The following is a 19,558-nucleotide window of genomic DNA, read 5'->3' on the forward strand; positions in this document are numbered from 1 at the left end:
GACCATGCAGGATGTTGTAATTGTCGCGGCAACGCGCACCCCGATTGGCAGTTTTCATGGTGCGCTGGCACCACTTTCCGCCGTGGAGTTAGGTACAGCGGTTGTCCGTTCGCTGCTGGAAAAAACGGCTGTGGCGCCTGAACAAATTGATGAAGTGATTTTAGGTCAGGTTCTGACGGCAGGCTGCGGCCAGAATCCGGCCAGACAAACGGCGTTACGCGCAGGACTGCCGTCAACCACACCGGCGTTAACCATTAATCTGGTGTGCGGTTCTGGCCTGAAGGCGGTGCATCAGGCGGTACAGGCAATTCGCTGTGGCGATGCGCAAATCGTGATTGCCGGAGGCCAGGAGAGCATGAGCAATGCGCCCTATTTTCTCGACGGCGCGCGGGCCGGCCTGCGGTTGGGTCATGCCAGTATGAAAGACAGCGTGGTGCATGACGGCCTGTGGGATGCGTTCAACGACTATCACATGGGTATTACTGCTGAAAATCTGGCGGATAAGTTCGTAATCAGTCGTGAGCAGCAGGACGCTTTTGCCCTGCGCTCCCAGCAAAAAGCCGCCGCTGCCATTGAAGCGGGTCGTTTTAGCGCGGAAATCACGCCGGTTAGCGTCCCACAAGGCAAAAAGCCGCCACGTGTGGTGGACCGTGACGAACAGCCTCGCCCGGATACTCAGGCCGACAAGCTGGCGCAACTTAAACCAGCATTTCGGCCAGGAAACGGTACGGTGACCGCCGGAAATGCATCATCCATCAATGATGGTGCCGCCGCGGTGATGTTGATGAGCGCCGGCAAAGCCGCAGAACTCAATTTGCCAGTGCTTGCCCGGGTAACAGGCTACGCGGTTTCTGGTGTCGATCCCGCCATTATGGGCATTGGGCCGGTAGAAGCGTCACTCCAGTGCCTGAAGCGAGCTGGCTGGACGTTGAATGATGTCGATCTCATTGAGGCCAACGAAGCCTTTGCCGCACAAGCGCTGGCGGTTGGCGAATCCCTGAACTGGGACAGCGACCGGGTGAACGTAAATGGCGGCGCGATTGCGCTGGGCCATCCCATCGGCGCATCTGGTTGCCGAATCCTGGTGACACTGTTGCACGAAATGGCCCGCAGTAACGCGACCAAAGGGCTGGCTACGCTGTGCGTAGGCGGTGGTCAGGGCGTAGCGCTGGCGGTAGAGCGTTTGCAGGAGGTCTCTCATGCAAAGTAAGCCTGTCTGCGTTCTGGGGGCGGGGTTAATGGGGGTCGGTATTGCCACCCACTTCGCCCGTTATGGTCACGATATCTGGCTGTATGACACCGATAGCAGCCGAATTGCAGAAATTAGCGCCGTTGCCAGCGGTATTCTGGATGAGCTGATTACCGCCGAACAGTTTGCCGCAGACGAAAAAGAACAGGTTGTGAGTCGTCTGCACGGTACGACTTCGCTACCGGAGATTGCTGCGTGCGGGTTACTGATTGAAGCGATCCCGGAGCGGCTCGAGCTCAAGCACGCGTTGTATGCGCAACTGGAAGATCTGATCGCGCCTGAGGCCGTCATTGCCAGTAATACCAGCGGCCTGCCGCCGGATGCGCTGGCAGAAAAGCTTGTCCATCCTGAGCGGCTGCTCATCGCCCATTTCTGGCACCCGCCACATTTTATTCCGCTGGTCGAAATTGTCCCCGGCACCGCCACCAAAGCGGAATACCTGCGTGAGCTGCAACAGTTGCTGCTCTCGATGCAACTGGAAGCCGTCGTGCTCGATCGCGCCGCACCAGGGTTTGTCGGCAATCGACTGCAGTTTGCTTTGCTGCGTGAAGCGCTTCATATCGTTAAAAGCGGCATCGCCAGCGCAGAGGTGGTGGATCAGGTCATGCGTGCCTCGCTCGGACGTCGCTATGCGATGGTTGGTCCGCTGGAAGCGGCAGATATGACCGGACTCTCTACGGTGCAGGATATTTGTCGGCATCTGCTCCCGGAACTGGCAACCGGCAGCGAGATGATGTCGTTGGTCGCTGACAAGGTAGCCAACGGTGATACCGGTTTACGCAGCGGTCAGGGATTTTATCGCTGGGATGATTCGCGCAAGGAGTACATCCAGCAACGCAGAGAGCATCAACTGCGTTTTGCCCTGAAACCATAACGTCTCTTTCTGTACCCCAATATAATAATAAGGAGTCATGATGAGTGTATTAATCGCCCTGGCAGCGCTGGGCCTGCTGATGCTTGCAGCCTATCGCGGATACAGCGTCATTCTGTTTGCCCCCATCGCGGCATTAGGTGCTGTATTACTCACTGAACCCAGCGCCGTCGGCCCCGCTTTCACCGGCCTGTTTATGGAAAAAATGGTCGGTTTTGTGAAGCTTTACTTCCCGGTGTTCTTGCTGGGTGCAGTGTTTGGCAAGTTAATCGAGTTATCTGGATTTTCACGTTCCATTGTTGCCGCCGCTATCAACATCCTCGGTCGTCGTCACGCCATCCCGGTGATCGTGCTGGTGTGCGCGCTGTTAACCTACGGCGGGGTTTCGCTGTTCGTCGTGGCGTTTGCGGTGTATCCATTTGCGGCGGAGCTGTTCCGCCAGAGTAATATTCCTAAGCGCCTGATCCCGGCCACCGTTGCGCTGGGCGCATTCTCTTTCACTATGGATGCTCTGCCAGGCACGCCGCAGATCCAGAACATTATTCCGACCAGCTTCTTTGGGACTAACGCCTGGGCTGCGCCGTGGCTGGGGCTGATAGGCTCGCTGTTTATTATTTTCGTCGGTCTGGTTTATCTCGAACGTCAGCGTCGTAAAGCGCAGGCAAAGAATGAAGGCTATGGCACTGAACTGTTAAACGAGCCGGAAACGCCGGATAACATTAATCTGCCGAACCCGATCATCGCGATCTCTCCGCTGATCCTGGTTGGGGTATTTAACCTGCTGTTTACCCGCTGGATCCCACAGTGGTATGGTGCCACGCATCAACTTGAACTTCCGGGTCTTGCCAAACCAATTACCACCGAAGTCGGTAAAATCACCGCTATCTGGGCAGTGGAAGCGGCGCTGATTTCTGGGATTCTGCTGGTGGTGCTCTTCGGCTACCGCAACATTAAAGGTCGCCTGGCTGAAGGCAGCAGAACGGCAGTTGGTGGCGCGATCCTCGCGGCGATGAACACCGCGTCAGAGTACGGTTTTGGCGCAGTGATCGCCGCCCTGCCGGGCTTCCTTGTGCTGTCAAAAGCGCTGGCGGCTATTCCTGACCCGCTGCTCAATGAGGCTATCAGCATTACCACGCTTGCCGGGATCACCGGTTCGGCGTCTGGCGGGATGAGTATTGCCCTTGCCGCCATGTCTGACACTTTCATCGCTGCCGCACATGCCGCCAATATCCCACTTGAAGTCTTCCACCGCGTGGCATCTATGGCCAGCGGCGGTATGGACACCCTACCGCATAACGGCGCGGTCATTACCTTATTGGCTATCACCGGCCTTAGTCATCGTCAGGCGTATGGCGGAATTTTCGCTATTACCATCATTAAAAGTCTGGCCGTACTGTTTGTCATCGGCGTCTTCTACACCACCGGAATTGTTTAAGGAGAATCATCATGAACTTAACGGGAAAAACCGCCCTGGTTACCGGCTCGACCAGTGGTATCGGATTAGGTATCGCACAGGTGCTGGCGCAAGCTGGCGCCACCCTGATCCTCAACGGGTTTGGTGATGTTGATGCTGCCAAAGACGCTGTTGCGCAGTATGGCAAAACGCCAGGCTATCATGGCGCGGATCTGAGCGATGAAGCGCAAATTGCCGACATGATGCGCTATGCAGAGAGCGAATTCGGCGGTGTGGATATTCTTATCAATAACGCCGGGATCCAGCATGTTTCACCGATAGAAACCTTCCCGGTTGATAAATGGAACGCGATTATCGCGATTAACCTCTCCTCCGTTTTTCACACCACGCGTCTGGCGCTTCCCGGTATGCGCGCGCGAAACTGGGGGCGCATCATTAATATCGCTTCTGTTCACGGCCTGGTGGCTTCAAAAGAGAAATCTGCCTACGTAGCAGCGAAGCACGGTGTGGTGGGATTAACCAAGACCATCGCGCTGGAAACCGCACAGACGGAAATCACCTGCAATGCGCTGTGTCCCGGCTGGGTGCTAACGCCGCTGGTCCAGCAGCAGATCGATAAGCGTATTGCCGAAGGCGCAGAGCCTGAGGCAGCCCGTGACGCCTTGCTGGCTGAAAAGCAGCCGTCGCGCGAATTCGTTACCCCAGAGCAGTTAGGGAATCTCGCGTTATTCTTATGTTCAGACGGTGCGGCGCAAGTGCGTGGCGTAGCGTGGAATATGGATGGCGGTTGGGTAGCGCAATAACATCATCAGGTGCCGGATAAGAACTGGTCACATCCGGCACGACTTTATTAAGACTTCAGTTTGTAATCCAGCGTTATTTCCGCTTTCAGAACCTGAGATACCGGGCATCCGGCTTTTGCTTTCTGGATGATGCCGTCAAACGTGGCGGCGTCTATCCCCGGCACGCTCACTTGGCTATGCAACGCGACTTTAGTGATCGCAAACCCGGCATCTACCTTATCCAGAGAAACATCGGCAGTGGTATCAATGGCATCTGGGGTAAACCCTGCTTCACCCAGCATCAGTGAAAGCGCCATCGAAAAGCAGGCTGCATGGGCCGCGCCAATCAACTCTTCAGGATTGGTGCCTTTCTCACCTTCAAATCGTGTATTAAACCCATACGGTTGCTGATTCAACACGCCACTTTCGGTCGACACAGTGCCTTTGCCGCGCTTAATGTCGCCTTCCCAGTGTGCCTGACCTTTCTTATGGATAGTCATTATCGCTCTCCTGTGTTGTCGTCGGAGTTACTAGTATAGGACGCCCGGGGAAAAGCATGTTACATACGGGATAGTTCTCATTTGCCGCTTAAGCATTGACCTTTCAGATAAAATGACCGACCATCCAGAAAGCCGTTATGTTGAACATCGGCTTTATATCAGGTTGTATTTCGTCCGTTCTCATACGGGCTCGCCCTTGAAACCAGTAACAGGATTAAGGAGTTAGAATGAAATCGAACCGTCAGGCCCGTCATATTCTCGGACTGGACCACAAAATCTCAAATCAACGTAAAATCGTGACCGAAGGTGACAAAACCAACGTGGTCAACAATCCTACTGGAAGAAAGCGCCGCGCTGACGGCAAGTAGCCTTTCGCACGTCTGACTGAGTAACGAGATAAACACCATTGCAACCGCAGTGGTGTTTTTGCTTATAAAACCCCTTAACCCATTCACAATGCTTTATACTTCGCCCGTTTCCCTGGCGGACAGGCCACATACGATCATAAAGAGCGCCAGGGACGGTTATTCAAAAAAGAGTGAGTGACATGGAAAACGAAACTAAAAAACTGCGTTCCCTTTACATCCCTTACGCTGGCCCGGTACTGCTGGAATTCCCTTTACTGAATAAAGGGAGCGCCTTCAGTGTGGAAGAACGCCGTAACTTCAACCTGCTGGGGTTACTGCCGGAAGTCGTCGAAACGATTGAAGAACAGGCTGAACGCGCCTGGATCCAATATCAGGGCTTCAAAACCGAAATCGACAAACATATTTACCTGCGCAACATCCAGGACACCAACGAAACCCTGTTTTACCGACTGGTGCATAATCACCTGGATGAGATGATGCCAGTTATCTATACCCCAACGGTCGGCGCAGCCTGTGAGCGTTTCTCTGAGATTTATCGTCGTGCGCGCGGCGTGTTTATCTCTTATCAGAACCGCCACAATATGGACGATATCCTGCAAAACGTCCCTAACCACAATATCAAGGTCATCGTTGTCACCGATGGCGAACGTATTTTAGGTCTTGGCGATCAGGGGATCGGCGGGATGGGCATTCCAATCGGTAAACTGTCGCTGTATACCGCATGTGGCGGAATTAGCCCGGCCTATACACTTCCGGTGGTACTGGACGTGGGGACCAACAACCAGCAACTGCTGAACGATCCGCTGTATATGGGCTGGCGCAATCCGCGTATCACTGATGATGAATACTACGAATTTGTTGATGAATTCATCCAGGCCGTGAAGCATCGCTGGCCGGACGTGCTGTTGCAGTTTGAAGATTTCGCCCAGAAAAACGCTATGCCACTGCTGACCCGTTATCGCGATGAAATTTGCTCATTTAACGACGATATTCAGGGCACCGCGGCGGTTACCGTCGGTACGCTGATTGCGGCTAGCCGCGCGGCCGGAAGCCAGCTGAGCGAACAAAACATCGTCTTCCTCGGCGCGGGTTCCGCCGGATGCGGGATCGCCGAGCAGATCATTGCGCAAATCCAGCGAGAAGGTTTAAGCGAAGAAGCGGCGCGTCAACGCGTATTCATGGTCGATCGCTTCGGCCTCTTAACCGACAAAATGCCGAACCTGCTCTCCTTCCAGACCAAACTGGTGCAAAAACGCGAAAATCTGCAGCACTGGGATACACAAGAAGATGTCCTGTCGTTGCTCGATGTGGTCCGCAACGTTAAACCTGACATCCTGATCGGGGTTTCCGGACAGGTTGGTCTGTTTACCGAAGAGATCATCCGCGAAATGCACAAGCATTGTCCGCGTCCGATCGTCATGCCGCTGTCTAACCCGACTTCTCGTGTAGAAGCCACGCCGCAGGATATTATCGCCTGGACCGAAGGCAACGCGCTGGTTGCGACCGGTAGCCCGTTTGCACCGGTAGTGTGGAAAGAGAAAACTTACCCGATCGCCCAGTGTAATAACGCGTACATCTTCCCGGGTATTGGCCTTGGCGTGATTGCTTCTGGCGCGTCGCGCATCACTGATGAAATGCTGATGTCGGCCAGTGAAACGCTGGCACAGTATTCACCGCTGGTGCTCAACGGTGAAGGACTGGTGCTACCGGAACTGAAAGATATTCAGACGGTTTCTCGTGCCATTGCCTTTGCTGTCGGTAAAATGGCCCAGCAGCAAGGTGTGGCGGTGAAAACCTCCGCTGAAGCGCTGCAACAGGCTATTGACGATAATTTCTGGCAGGCGGAATATCGCGACTACCGTCGTACTTCTATTTGACGGTTTGCCCGGCAGCTGAGTCTGCCGGGCAATTTTAAGCGTTCGATGAACGAAATACTGTATGTAGATTACTGTTCTGAAAGTTCAAGTTCAGCAATAACCGGCAGGTGATCGCTCGCCGTAGACCACGTAAACTCTGGCGAATTATGTGGGATTTCCAGGTTTTTGACGTTCCACTTCTGACCTTTAAACGTGAAAATATGGTCTATATCGATCGCAGGATTAACGGCTGGCCAACTGCGCGTATCAATTCCTTCTTTCGTCACTTCATTGAAAAAGTAACGTATTTCTTTAAGTGGCTGCTCATCCCGGGTCGAATTAAAATCCCCTGCAAGGATCTTAATTGAGGAGGCGATATCCGGGAAATCTGATGTCGCGTCGCCAATGCTGATATCTAACAGATAGCGGGCTTGTTCCGTACGCATGGTGGGGTCTTTTTGCCAGTCGAGATGAGTCACCATAATGATGGGAGCAGAATCAAACCCAGGAACGTCAACCTGCGCCAGTAACGCCACGCGTTGTTCAGCATTACCCGACGGTAATTTTACCACCTGTGTATGCAATATTTTATATTTGGAAAGCAGTCCTAACCCGTACTCACCGCCATCAAAATCGAGGGCTTTACCGAAGGCGTAATACAGTTTATTGGCATCAGCGATTTTTTTGAGTTGATCAATCTTTTGACTGCGCCCTGTTTTATTATCAACCTCTGGTACAGCAATAATATCCGCATCAATTTTTTTAATTGCCGAATTAAGTGCCGTAAAATCCGCCACATCAGCAGATGCTTCATTTTTACCAATGTTATAGGTGGCAATCTTTAAATGCGGTTTATTCTGCGTGTAAATTTTGTCAGGAACTCCACCTTTTTGCACTTTAAGTATCTCATTACCCGCTAGTTTTTCACTTGCTTGTGCATTTACAAATAAACATCCCAGCGCAATCATCGTCAATGTCATTGTTTTTTTCATGTCATCTATTCTCCAAATAATAAAATAGTGCGCGATAGGATACCGGAGAATATTGATCGTTATTGTGATCATTAACCCAAGCTTTCGACGCGAAGAAAATTAAGTTTTGCATGATTTATTTGTCTTGTAATCTGCTGGGCGTTCAAAGCTTGCGCTACTGCGTATGTTGCGATTACACTTTCATCACCGATCAACATTCTGAAAAACAAAAGGAGGATACTTATGCTGTACTGTGAACGTTTTATCGTTTCACATGCTTTTGGCGATCGCCAGTGCTCAAGCGTTATCGGTATCGTGCTGCGATAACTTCTGCTTGAGCGAAGCTAACTTCTAAATCCCCTTCTCTCGGGCTTACCGGGTTATCGTCAGCGATGTTTGACGAGGCGTTTTCACGCCTGTAACTCTTGAGTAAGCAACAATGAGCACATTACTAACCGCACAATCCTTACACGTTGATACGGCATTCGGCACGCTATTCGACGATCTTTCCTTTACCCTGAAAAAAGGCGACCGCATCGGGCTTATCGGTTACAACGGCTGCGGAAAAAGCACGTTGTTAAAACTGCTCGATGGCACGATTTCGCCCACCAGTGGAGCAATCGCGCAAGCGAATCACTGCCATCTCGCGCGTGTAGAACAACATCTACCTGACGATATACTGCCTCTTACGCTGCAGGAAGCCGTTCTCGCTCAACTTCCTGAGCATGAGCGTGCGGCTCAACAATGGCGGGTTGAAGCGCTGCTTGCCGAAATGGGTTTCACGCCAGAGAATTTATCTCTGACAGCGCAAACGTTGAGCGGTGGCCAGCACACACGCTTGCTATTAGCGCGGGCGCTGATGCGTAATCCTGACCTGCTGCTGCTGGATGAACCGGGTAACCATCTGGATTTGCCAACATTACTGTGGCTGGAGCAGTTCTTACAGAACTGGTCTGGCAGTTTTGTGGTGGTTTCCCACGACCCGCAGTTGCTGGACGCGGTGACTCACGGAACGTGGATCCTACGCGATCGCACTCTCCATGCCTTTGATCTACCCTGTAGCGCGGCACGTCAGGCGCTGGCAGAAAGAGACGTCAGCGATGCTCTGCGCCACAAGGCTGAGCAAAAAGAGATAGACCGGGTTACCGCCAGCGGCAAACGGCTGGCAACCTGGGGGCGGATCTACGACAACGAAGATCTCTCCCGCAAGGCCAAGCAGATGGAAAAACAGGTGCAGCGCCTGAAAGAGGTGCAGACAGAAGTGACGGCAGGAAGTCAGTGGACACTAACATTGCAGGGTGATTCCCTGCGTGCAGATCGTTTGCTGGAGATGACCAATCTGTCTGTAGTCCCTGCTCCCGGTGCAGATACACTGTTTTCCATTGCCGGTATCCGGTTAAAAAGCGGCGATCGCGTGGCGATTGTCGGGCGTAACGGTTGCGGGAAATCATCGCTATTAAGGCTTATCTGGCAACAGTTTCAGTCACAGCTGGCATCGCCTTCACTGGTGTTACACCCGCGCGTTACCCTGGGTTATTACGACCAGACGTTGCATCAGCTTGCCGATAACGATTCATTGTTTGACGCGCTGGAAGCGTTTGCCCCGCAGCCAGAGATTCGCAAGATGGCGTTGATTAGCGCGGGATTTCCGTGGGTTCGTCATGCGCAGCGAGTCAGCACGTTAAGCGGCGGTGAGCGCTCCCGGCTGCTGTTTGTGGGGCTGACGCTCGCGCGCTACAGTCTGCTGATGCTCGATGAACCGACCAACCATCTGGATATGGAAGGTAAAGAGGCGCTGGCAGAAACGCTACAAAGCTATAACGGCGGCGTGTTGCTGGTCAGTCACGACCGGCAGCTTATCAGCCAAAGCTGTAACCGGTTCTGGTTAATCGACAATGGCGAACTCAGTGAATGGCACGATCTGGAGGCGGTCAATGCGCGTATTAGGGAAACGTCCGCGGAGATAACCGTTCCCAAAACGGTGGTCGAAGCGAAAGCTGAAATAAGCTGTGACAGCGATGGATTGCTGGAACAACTCCTCGATCTGGAACAGCGTCTGGCCGACGATCTCGCCCGCAAGCCGAAACATCAAAAACCGCTGTTACAGGCGCAATGGCGTAAAGAGATTGAGCGTCTGAACTCACAACTGAAGTAATCTTTATTGCCGGATGGCGCAAGCTTATCCGGCCTACACCAGCAAAATGCGCGTGTAGGCCTGCAATCCGGCAATTCTTGCGTGACGCTTTCCAGATATTCCCCTTCTCCCTTTTTCTTTTAGCGCATTCGCCGCACAATTTTAAAAATCGCAATCTTGGCGTTGCGCTTCACGGAACATTAATGGTAGTGTTCCTCTTGAAGGAACAAGGATGATACGGATGATCATGAACTTCAGACACAAGGGATTGCGAGATTTGTTTCTTCATGGAAGAACATCAGGCGTTATGGCGAAACATGTCCGACGATTACGACACAGGCTTGCCGTTATTGATGCGGCAAGCAAGGTTACAGATATCAATATGCCCGGTTATAAGCTACATCCTCTGGTAGGTGATCGTGATGGCATATGGGCAATAGCTGTTTCAGGTAACTGGCGTATTACGTTTGAATTCGTCAATGGCGACGCGTACATACTGGACTACGAGGACTATCATTGATGAAGATGGCAAATCATCCCCGTCCTGGGGATATCATTCAGGAAGCGCTGGAAGAACTCAATGTCAGCCTGCGCGAGTTTGCCAGAGCTATGGAGATTGCACCTTCAACCGCAAGTCGACTATTAACCGGGAAAGCAGCCCTAACGCCTGAGATGGCGATTAAACTCTCTGTGGTGATTGGCAGCTCACCCGAAATGTGGTTAAACCTGCAAACTACCTGGAGTCTGGCAGAGGCCCAAAAAAGCGTGGATATTTCACGCCTGCGTAAGCTGGCAGTACAGTGATAAAAGTAAATGCCGGATAAACTTTTGCCATCCGGCATACCATTTATTGCTGTGATTTTTTCTCTTTCCAGGCATCCCAGGCCTGTTTGATCTCTTGCTTTGCCGTAGCGGCGTCGTTGAAACCGTTTAATTCGACCTTCTTGCGCCCTTCCGGCAGATCTTTGTACACGCGGAAGAAAGATTCCAGACGTTGAACTTCAATATTGGGCAGATCGCTCAATTCTTTGATGTTGTCATAAGTGGGGTCAATTTTACTGGCCGGCACGGCGACAATTTTGTCGTCCTTTTCACCGCCGTCGATCATCTTCAGGACGCCTATTGCGCGCAGCTTAATCAACGTCCCCGGGGCCAGCGGCGCACGAGTATAAAAGATAACATCCAGCGGATCGCCGTCACCGGCTAAAGACTGGGTTAGTGAACCGTAGTTGGCGGGATAGGCAACCGGCATTGACTGGAAGCGATCGGCAACGATAAACCCGGTTTTGGCGTCGGTTTCATATTTAATCATTCCACCTGCCGGGATTTCGGTTACGGCATAAAACTCTTCCGGGTTATTCTCCGGCTGAGGAAATTCGAGGATGTTCTGCGCCTGAGCTGAAGCACAAAGAAACACGCTGATTGCGAGTAGTTTTTTCACCAGATGCATTGTCTTTTAACTCTTCTATTATTGGAAAGACAACACCTTACGTTCAGCAGATGACAGAAACATGACGTTTTTTTGGCAAAAAAATGGCGCTACCGATGTAGCGCCATTGCGTAGAGGGAACATCAGGGATTAGTTAACCCCTTCCTCGCTCTCTTTTTTCGCTTCTTGTCTTTCAACTTCGCGATACCAACGTGGGTGATGTTTCTTCGCCCAGCGACGGCTCACCTTCCCTTCAACCATGCCTTTAATCGAACCTTTCACCCAGAATGCCATATACATATGGATGAGGATGGCGTGCATCAGGATAATCCCCGCCGCCGCATGGATCAGCAGGCTATAGCGCACGACCTGCATTGGGAAGAACTGTGCAAAGTATGGACGCCAGATAATAATACCGGTAATCAGCAGCACGAAAATCATGCTCATGATCGACCAGAACATCATTTTCTGCCCGGCGTTGTACTTGCCCACATCCGCCACTTTGTGTTCATTGCCTTTCAGCACTTCCACAATGTTTTTCAGCCACGGAATATCTTTTTTATCCGGGATGTTGTGGTGCACAAAGCGCACAAACATGAACATTAGCGCGACGAAGATCAGTATGCCGAAGAACGGGTGCAAAATGCGTCCCATCTGCGGCGTACCGAAGGTTTGCGTCAGCCATTGCAGAGTCGGGAAGAAGAACGAAATCCCCGACAGCGCCACCAGGAAGAAGCAGATCACCACCGTCCAGTGACAGGCGCGGTCGATAAACTTCGTGCGCACAATCATTTTCGACTTACTCATGATGATCCTCCTCGTCGTCGTCCACTTCCTTATTCGGACCGATACCAATGTAGTGGTAAATCAGCCCGGCGAAGGTGGCGATAAATCCGGCAGCGGCCAGCGGTTTCAGCGCCCCTTTCCACAGATTAATAGAGGTATCGATCTGCGGATCTTTCGGCAGGCCGTGATACAGCTCCGGCTGGTTGGCATGATGCAGAACGTACATAACGTGCGTACCACCCACACCTTCCGGGTTGTAGAGACCGGCGTGTTCGAAACCGCGTGCTTTCAGTTTTGCCACACGCTGTTCGCCCATTTCCAGCATTTCCTGCTTGGTGCCGAAATGTATTGCCCCGGTCGGACAGGTCTTCACGCAGGCAGGTTCCTGCCCGACGCTGACCCGGTCGACACACAGCGTACATTTATACACGCGGTTATCCTCTTTATTGAGGCGCGGAATATTAAATGGACACCCGGCAATACAGTAGCCGCAGCCAATACAGTGTTCTGACTGGAAATCGACAATCCCGTTGGCGTACTGGATGATTGCCCCGGCAGACGGGCATGCCTTCAGGCAGCCCGGATCTTCACAGTGCATACAGCCGTCTTTACGAATCAGCCATTCCAGCTTGCCGTTCTGTTCGGTTTCGGTAAACCGCATCACCGTCCAGGACTTGGCGCTGAGATCGGCGGGGTTGTCATACACCCCGACGCAGTGGCCAACTTCATCGCGGATATCGTTCCACTCTGAGCATGCCACCTGACAGGCCTTGCAGCCTATACAGGTGGAAACGTCGATCAGCTTCGCGACCTCGGCTTTGTAATCACGGGCCTGAGGTGGCGGCGTGATGGAGTTTGTTGCGGACCGTTTGATGATGTCCTGCGTTTCCATAGACATATGTTCGCCTCCCTTACGCCTTCTCGATGTTAACTAAAAACGCTTTGTATTCCGGCGTTTGCGAGTTTGCATCACCGACATTCGGCGTCAGGGTGTTGGCGATAAAGCCTTTACGCGCGACTCCTTCAAAGCCCCAGTGGATTGGGATCCCAACCGTTTCAACCTGCTGACCGTTGACGTTCAGGGTACGCAGACGACGGGTCACCACGGCAACTGCGCGAATAAATCCACGTTTACTGCTAACTTTCACGTGATCGCCGTTGTTTATCCCTTTCGCTGCCGCCAGCGTTTCGCTGATTTCCACAAACTGCTCTGGCTGGGCAATCGCATTCAGCAATGCGTGCTTGGTCCAGGTATGGAAATGTTCGGTCAGACGATAGGTCGTCCCGACGTACGGGAAGTCCTGTTTCGTGCCCATACGGAGTTTATCCGCCTCGTACAGACGCGCTGCCGGGTTGGAGATCACATTCGGGTGCAGCGGGTTAGTACCCAGCGGCGTTTCCATCGGCTCGTAGTGTTCCGGGAACGGACCTTCCGCCATCTTATCGATAGCAAACAGACGCCCCAGCCCTTCCGGCTGCATGATAAATGGATTGGTGCCACTGCCCGGTGCCGCGGTATTGAAGTCCGGGATATCGTTACCCGTCCACTTCGTACCGTTCCACTGGATAAGCATGCGTTTTGGATCCCACGGTTTACCCTGTGGATCCGCCGAAGCGCGGTTATACAACACGCGACGGTTCAGCGGCCATGCCCAGGCCCAGCCCAGCGTATTACCCAGACCTGACGGATCGGCGTTATCGCGATTGGCCATCTGGTTGCCCTGCTCGGTCCAGCTACCGGTATAAATCCAGCAGGATGATGACGTAGAACCATCATCGCGCAGCAACGCAAAGCTGTTGAGCAACTGACCTTTCTTCGCAACCAGTACACCGTTGGCATCATAGAGATCTTCCAGCGCATAGCCGTTGTTCTCTTTCGCCACTTCCTCTGAGTGCGGTTCGTCCGGCTGCTTATAGTTCCAGCTCATTTTCAGAACGGGTTCTACAGCTCTACCGCCTTCAGTGCGATACATGTCTCGCAGACGGTGGTAAATACCGGCCAGAATTTCGCCGTCGTTGCGGGCTTCGCCCGGTGCGTCCTGACCTTTCCAGTGCCACTGTAACCAGCGTCCGGAGTTGGCGATGGAGCCGTCCTCTTCCGCAAAGCAGGTAGAAGGCAAACGGAAGACTTCGGTCTGAATCGACGCAGGATCAACGTCGTTTGACTCGCCGTGGTTCTGCCAGAACGTTGAGGTTTCGGTCACCAGCGGATCGATAACCACCAGATACTTCAGTTTGCTGAGGCTCTGCACCACTTTGTTTTTGTCCGGGAAGGACGCAACAGGGTTAAAGCCCTGACAGATGTAGCCGGTGACTTTCCCGCTATCCATCATGTTGAAGTATTTGATGACGTCGTAGGACTGATCCCACTTCGGCAGCCACTCAAAGCCCCAGTCGTTTTCTTTCTGTGCAGCATTGCCGTAGAAAGATTTCATCAAGCTGACGAAGAACTTCGGATAGTTGCCCCAGTAGTTAACCTGATCGGCCAATGTCGCTTTTGGCGTGTTCGCGGCCAGATAGGTTTGCAGATCTGTCTGTTTCTCTGACGGCAGCGTCAGGTAGCCCGGCAGGCTGGTAGAGAGCAGACCTAAATCGGTTAACCCCTGAATGTTGGAGTGACCGCGTAAGGCGTTGACACCGCCACCTGCCATCCCCATGTTGCCGAGCAGCAACTGGATCATCGCCATGGTGCGGATGTTCTGTGCCCCGACGGTATGCTGAGTCCAACCCAACGCATACAGGAACGTGGTGGTGCGATCGGCTGCGCTGGTGGAAGCCAGCACTTCGCAGACTTTCAGGAAGTCTTCTTTCGGCGTACCACAAATGTTTTCCACCACATCCGGCGTGTAGCGGGAAACGTGCTGTTTTAGCAGGTTCCAGACACAGCGAGGATGGCTTAACGTTTCATCGCGTTTCGCGTAGCCGTTTTCATCGAACTGGTAGTTCCAGGACGATTTATCATATTGGCGTTTGTTTGCGTCATAACCGCTGAACAGACCGTCTTCGAAAGCAAAGTCATCCCGCACCAGCAGGCTGGCGTTGGTGTAATGCTTAACGTATTCAGCGTTGATTTTGTTGTTTTCAATCAGGTACAGCAAGACGCCGGACAGGAACGTAATGTCCGTGCCGGAACGAATTGGCGCATAGATATCCGCCACCGAAGCTGTACGTGTAAAACGAGGGTCAACAACAATCAGCGTGGCATCATTGTTGTTTTTTGCTTCCATCGCCCAGCGGAATCCCACCGGATGTGCTTCAGCGGCGTTACCGCCCATCACCATCACGACGTTAGCGTTTTTAATATCAACCCAGTGGTTGGTCATCGCACCGCGACCAAATGTTGGAGCAAGACTTGCTACCGTTGGTCCGTGTCAGACGCGCGCCTGGTTGTCTACTGCCAGCATGCCGAGTGAGCGCACAAATTTTTGCGTCAGCATACCGGTTTCATTACTTGCCGCAGATGCACACAGCATCCCGGTTGAAAGCCAGCGGTTTACCGTTACGCCCTGCTCATTCTTCTCAATAAAGTTGGCGTCACGGTCAGTTTTCATCAGCTTCGCGATACGGGTGAATGCTTCATCCCAGCTGATACGCTGCCATTTGTCGGAACCAGGGGCGCGATATTCCGGGTAACGCAGACGGTTTTCACTGTGCACGTAATCCAGTAATCCAGCGCCCTTAGGACATAATGCCCCGCGGCTCACCGGATGATCCGGATCCCCTTCAATATGGTAAATCGACTCTTTGGCGTTTTTTGCTCCATCTCCCAGGCTATACATTAATAGCCCGCAACCTACGGAACAGTATGTGCAGGTGTTTCGGATCTCTTTGGCGCGTAACAGCTTATAGTTTCGCGCCTGAGCCAGTGCCATTTTGGGTGCAAAACCCAAAGCGGCCACTGTAGTTCCCGCCATACCGCCCGCGCAGATTTTAAAAAATTGTCTGCGGCTGACGTCCATTGCTTTCCTCTTTTTTGCAGGGGTTCGTACAGGAAATCTCTCAAATTGCGCCAGCGCGGCAGTCTGAAAGATGCCATGTACAACTTCGCGACGAAACTATCAGCTATATCCATATTTTTTTTGCGTCAAATCAATAACGAAACGGTTCCGCTACTAAATAGTGCACTTTGTTTAACTCTTGTACCCATAAGGGAGTATGGGAAAGGCAATTAATTAGCGCGCTACGGTATAAAAGTGCTATAAATTTCAGCTTAAATTTTTGCCAGTACCATGGACAGACAATCAGAATGACAAAACAAAAGGCAACGTTAATTGGGCTCATTGCCATCGTGCTCTGGAGCACGATGGTCGGACTCATGCGTGGGGTAAGTGAAGGACTGGGTCCTACGGGCGGCGCAGCAATGATTTTTTCCTTAAGTGGTCTGTTGCTGATATTTACCGTCGGCTTTCCGAATATCAGAAAAATTCCTGTGCGCTATTTAATCGCTGGTAGCGTGCTTTTTGTTACTTATGAAATATGTTTAGCGCTGGCTCTCGGTTATGCGGCTACTCGTCACCAGGCTATTGAAGTCGGTATGGTCAATTATCTCTGGCCGAGTTTGACGATATTGTTTGCTATTTTATTTAATGGTCAAAAAACAACCTGGCTGGTGATCCCTGGATTAATTATCGCATTGACCGGGGTTTGTTGGGTATTGGGTGGTGAAAACGGTCTTAACCTTGATGAAATTATCAGCAATGTTGCCAGCAGTCCGCTGAGCTATTTTCTCGCCTTTCTCGGCGCTTTTATCTGGGCAACGTATTGCACGGTGACCAATAAATATGCAAAAGGCTTTAACGGCATCACCGTGTTCGTTTTACTAACAGCCGCAAGTTTGTGGATTTACTATTTTATGACTCCGCAACCAGAAATGATTTTCAGCACTTCGGTGACTATTAAAATGTTCTCAGCGGCATTAACGTTAGGATTTGCCTATGCGGCGTGGAATATTGGCATTTTGCATGGCAACGTGACCATCATGGCCGTAGGATCCTATTTTACCCCTGTGCTCTCTTCTGCACTGGCTGCTGTGTTACTCAGTGCACCGCTTTCGCTATCTTTCTGGCAGGGCGCACTGATGGTCTGCGCGGGTTCGCTACTTTGTTGGCTGGCAACGCGCCGCGCCTGAAAAAAAACCGGGTTTTATCACAAACAAATAAAACCCGGCTATACTTTAGACAAATTGATGAATAATAATTGTTCATTCCACTTGCGATTTATGTTTTAATTTGTTTAATTAAATGTTAAATATATGGTAATTAGTTAACACACGAAAATATTATGCGGTTATCTATATCCATTCATATGCATATATTACACATGCGGAACTAACGCCATTTAAATCATAGCCCTGACAATAGTCCCCTACGTAAATATACCCATTCAGATTTGTCACATATAAAGATTAATACAATCAACCGTATTATGTAGATCTGGATCACACAACTTCAAATATTTCGCAATATTATGAAACTTATTATTGAACTTATACCACTGCGTCATTTAAAAATAGTTTGCCATTGACGAACCCCTTCGTTTAGCAATGGTTTAGGAAACACACCAAGAAAAAATTATAAGGATTATTTAGAATGAAACTTAAATTAGTTGCAGTGGCAGTGACTAGCCTGTTGGCGGCAGGTGCGGTAAACGCAGCTGAGGTATATAACAAAGACGCAAACAAACTGGATATCTACGGAAAAGTTCACGCTCAGCACTACTTCTCTGACGACAACGGCAGCGATGGCGACAAAACCTACGCGCGTCTGGGCTTCAAAGGTGAAACTCAGATCAATGACCAGCTGGTTGGTTTTGGTCAGTGGGAATATGAATTCAAAGGCAACCGTTCTGAATCCCAGGGCTCTGAAGCAGACAAAACTCGTCTGGCATTCGCTGGTCTGAAATTCGCTGAATACGGTTCTTTCGACTACGGTCGTAACTACGGCGTGGCCTACGACATCGGCGCATGGACCGACGTCCTGCCTGAGTTCGGTGGTGATACCTGGACCCAGACTGACGTATTCATGACTGGCCGTACTACTGGCGTTGCAACCTACCGTAACACCGACTTCTTCGGTCTGGTTGAAGGTCTGAACTTTGCTGCTCAGTACCAGGGCAAAAATGACCGTGACAACCTGAAAGAAGCTAACGGTGACGGCTTCGGTCTGTCTACCACTTATGAGTATGAAGGCTTTGGCGTAGGTGCTACCTATGCGAAATCTGACCGTACCGACAAACAGTCTGTCGGTAACGGCGGTTTCATGGCTTCCGGTAAAAACGCTGAAGTATGGGCCGCTGGTCTGAAATATGATGCGAACAACATCTACCTGGCAACCACCTACTCTGAAACCCGCAACATGACCACCTATGGTGGCTCCGGTGTTACTGGTATTGCAGATAAAGCACAAAACTTTGAAGTAGTTGCTCAGTACCAGTTCGACTTCGGTCTGCGTCCGTCCGTTGCTTACCTGAAATCCAAAGGTAAAGACATCAACGGTTACGGCGACCAGGATCTGGTTGAATACGTAGACCTGGGTGCTACTTACTACTTCAACAAAAACATGTCCACCTTCGTTGATTACAAAATCAACCTGCTGGATGACAACAACTTCACCAATGCAGCGAAAGTGTCAACTGACAACATCGTGGCTGTTGGTCTGAACTACCAGTTCTAATTTTGTTGTAGTCAGAATACAAAGCCAGTCCTTCAAGGGCTGGCTTTTTCTCTTGATGTAGACTCGGTCATAAGGAGTATGCCGTGCAGACATTCACTGGTCGTTGTCTTTGCGGACAGAGTCATTTTACCGTCGACGTCGAAATGCTGGATGTCTATGCCTGCCATTGTACGCTGTGTCAGAAATGGTCTGGCGGCATCGCCATGTATCTGGAAGCCAGCGCTCACCCGCTGATGTCACCAGAATCGGTAGAACCTTCGCACTTTCCTTCCTCAAATCGTGGTGAACGGTTCTTCTGTTCCGGCTGCGGATGCCCACTGTGGTTTACGTTGACGGACAGCGATCGCTACTTTATTCCGTGGACACTTCTGGAGCTTAATGAGGTAGATCGCCGCCGCCTGATATTAGCAGCAGAAATCTATACGGAAACACAGCCTGCGTTCTGGAGATTGACGGGGCAATACGCTCGACTGAGTGGGAAAGAAGTCGAAGAGATGGATTACCCCTGTCATTTAGCTCACTAGTTA

At 51.4% G+C, this 19,558-nt stretch carries 18 protein-coding genes; 12 read left to right on the forward strand and 6 right to left on the reverse strand.

Annotation, left to right across the window (positions count from 1 at the left end; genetic code table 11):
• Positions 1 to 4 precede the first annotated feature (4 nt).
• Genes WC1_RS12730 through WC1_RS12715 form a run of 4 tightly spaced genes read left to right on the forward strand, consistent with a single transcriptional unit; the run spans position 5 to position 4,337 of the window.
• Positions 5 to 1,210 (forward strand): acetyl-CoA C-acetyltransferase, encoded by a 1,206-nt coding sequence (locus WC1_RS12730; protein ID WP_016150251.1) that lies wholly within the window; start codon positions 5 to 7, stop codon positions 1,208 to 1,210.
• A complete protein-coding gene (locus WC1_RS12725; RefSeq protein ID WP_016150252.1) occupies positions 1,200 to 2,123 on the forward strand; it encodes a 3-hydroxyacyl-CoA dehydrogenase family protein in 924 nt (307 codons plus the stop codon). Before WC1_RS12730 ends, WC1_RS12725 begins: the two co-directional genes overlap by 11 nt.
• Before the next feature lie 37 nt (positions 2,124 to 2,160).
• Entirely contained in the window at positions 2,161 to 3,555 is a 1,395-nt protein-coding gene (locus tag WC1_RS12720; protein ID WP_196491835.1) for a GntP family permease, read from the forward strand.
• Positions 3,556 to 3,566: 11 nt separating this feature from the next.
• Positions 3,567 to 4,337 (forward strand): 3-hydroxybutyrate dehydrogenase, encoded by a 771-nt coding sequence (locus WC1_RS12715; RefSeq protein WP_003843689.1) that lies wholly within the window; start codon positions 3,567 to 3,569, stop codon positions 4,335 to 4,337.
• Between the two features lie 47 nt (positions 4,338 to 4,384).
• Here WC1_RS12715 and osmC read toward each other — a convergent pair whose 3' ends face one another.
• Positions 4,385 to 4,816: a peroxiredoxin OsmC gene (osmC, locus tag WC1_RS12710; RefSeq protein WP_003020036.1), complete on the reverse strand. Its 432-nt coding sequence runs from the start codon at positions 4,814 to 4,816 to the stop codon at positions 4,385 to 4,387.
• A 227-nt stretch (positions 4,817 to 5,043) separates the two neighbouring features.
• Between osmC and sra the strand changes: the two genes are divergently transcribed.
• The gene (gene sra / locus WC1_RS12705; protein ID WP_003020039.1) at positions 5,044 to 5,184 is read left to right on the forward strand and encodes a stationary-phase-induced ribosome-associated protein; all 141 of its coding nucleotides are present in this window, start codon (positions 5,044 to 5,046) and stop codon (positions 5,182 to 5,184) included.
• Between the two features lie 179 nt (positions 5,185 to 5,363).
• A complete protein-coding gene (maeA, locus tag WC1_RS12700) occupies positions 5,364 to 7,061 on the forward strand; it encodes a malate dehydrogenase (protein WP_003836239.1) in 1,698 nt (565 codons plus the stop codon).
• 68 nt (positions 7,062 to 7,129) lie between these two features.
• Here the strand turns inward: maeA and WC1_RS12695 are convergent, their stop codons facing one another.
• The gene (locus WC1_RS12695) at positions 7,130 to 8,032 is read right to left on the reverse strand and encodes an endonuclease/exonuclease/phosphatase family protein (protein ID WP_016150253.1); all 903 of its coding nucleotides are present in this window, start codon (positions 8,030 to 8,032) and stop codon (positions 7,130 to 7,132) included.
• A gap of 418 nt (positions 8,033 to 8,450) precedes the next feature.
• On the opposite strand from WC1_RS12695, the gene WC1_RS12690 reads away from it, so the two are divergent.
• The 3 genes from WC1_RS12690 (at position 8,451) to WC1_RS12680 (ending at position 10,949) form a co-directional block, all read left to right on the forward strand.
• On the forward strand, positions 8,451 to 10,166 hold the full coding sequence (locus WC1_RS12690) for an ABC-F family ATP-binding cassette domain-containing protein (protein ID WP_016150254.1): 1,716 nt from the start codon (positions 8,451 to 8,453) through the stop codon (positions 10,164 to 10,166).
• Between the two features lie 220 nt (positions 10,167 to 10,386).
• A complete protein-coding gene (locus tag WC1_RS12685; protein WP_003836234.1) occupies positions 10,387 to 10,665 on the forward strand; it encodes a type II toxin-antitoxin system RelE/ParE family toxin in 279 nt (92 codons plus the stop codon).
• Positions 10,665 to 10,949, forward strand: a complete 285-nt coding sequence (locus WC1_RS12680; RefSeq protein ID WP_003836231.1) for a HigA family addiction module antitoxin — start codon at positions 10,665 to 10,667, stop codon at positions 10,947 to 10,949. Before WC1_RS12685 ends, WC1_RS12680 begins: the two co-directional genes overlap by 1 nt.
• Before the next feature lie 43 nt (positions 10,950 to 10,992).
• Here the strand turns inward: WC1_RS12680 and WC1_RS12675 are convergent, their stop codons facing one another.
• From WC1_RS12675 to fdnG, 4 genes are all read right to left on the reverse strand, one after another.
• Positions 10,993 to 11,595 (reverse strand): inorganic diphosphatase, encoded by a 603-nt coding sequence (locus WC1_RS12675; RefSeq protein WP_016150255.1) that lies wholly within the window; start codon positions 11,593 to 11,595, stop codon positions 10,993 to 10,995.
• A 129-nt stretch (positions 11,596 to 11,724) separates the two neighbouring features.
• Complete coding sequence (gene fdnI / locus WC1_RS12670; RefSeq protein WP_003020054.1) at positions 11,725 to 12,381, reverse strand: formate dehydrogenase-N subunit gamma; 657 nt, start codon at positions 12,379 to 12,381, stop codon at positions 11,725 to 11,727.
• Positions 12,374 to 13,258: a formate dehydrogenase N subunit beta gene (fdnH, locus tag WC1_RS12665; protein ID WP_003833024.1), complete on the reverse strand. Its 885-nt coding sequence runs from the start codon at positions 13,256 to 13,258 to the stop codon at positions 12,374 to 12,376. Before fdnH ends, fdnI begins: the two co-directional genes overlap by 8 nt.
• A gap of 13 nt (positions 13,259 to 13,271) precedes the next feature.
• Positions 13,272 to 16,319, reverse strand: a complete 3,048-nt coding sequence (fdnG, locus tag WC1_RS12660) for a formate dehydrogenase-N subunit alpha (protein ID WP_119174237.1) — start codon at positions 16,317 to 16,319, stop codon at positions 13,272 to 13,274.
• Positions 16,320 to 16,606: 287 nt separating this feature from the next.
• Here fdnG and yddG point away from each other — a divergent pair, with 287 nt between their 5' ends.
• The 3 genes from yddG (at position 16,607) to WC1_RS12640 (ending at position 19,555) form a co-directional block, all read left to right on the forward strand.
• On the forward strand, positions 16,607 to 17,488 hold the full coding sequence (gene yddG, locus WC1_RS12650; RefSeq protein WP_016150257.1) for an aromatic amino acid efflux DMT transporter YddG: 882 nt from the start codon (positions 16,607 to 16,609) through the stop codon (positions 17,486 to 17,488).
• Between the two features lie 460 nt (positions 17,489 to 17,948).
• Complete coding sequence (ompD, locus tag WC1_RS12645; RefSeq protein ID WP_003836220.1) at positions 17,949 to 19,031, forward strand: porin OmpD; 1,083 nt, start codon at positions 17,949 to 17,951, stop codon at positions 19,029 to 19,031.
• 143 nt (positions 19,032 to 19,174) lie between these two features.
• On the forward strand, positions 19,175 to 19,555 hold the full coding sequence (locus WC1_RS12640; RefSeq protein ID WP_085951544.1) for a GFA family protein: 381 nt from the start codon (positions 19,175 to 19,177) through the stop codon (positions 19,553 to 19,555).
• The last annotated feature ends 3 nt before the right edge of the window (positions 19,556 to 19,558 follow it).

It is taken from the genome of Citrobacter sp. KTE30, from assembly GCF_000398825.1.
GTDB lineage: Bacteria > Pseudomonadota > Gammaproteobacteria > Enterobacterales > Enterobacteriaceae > Citrobacter > Citrobacter freundii.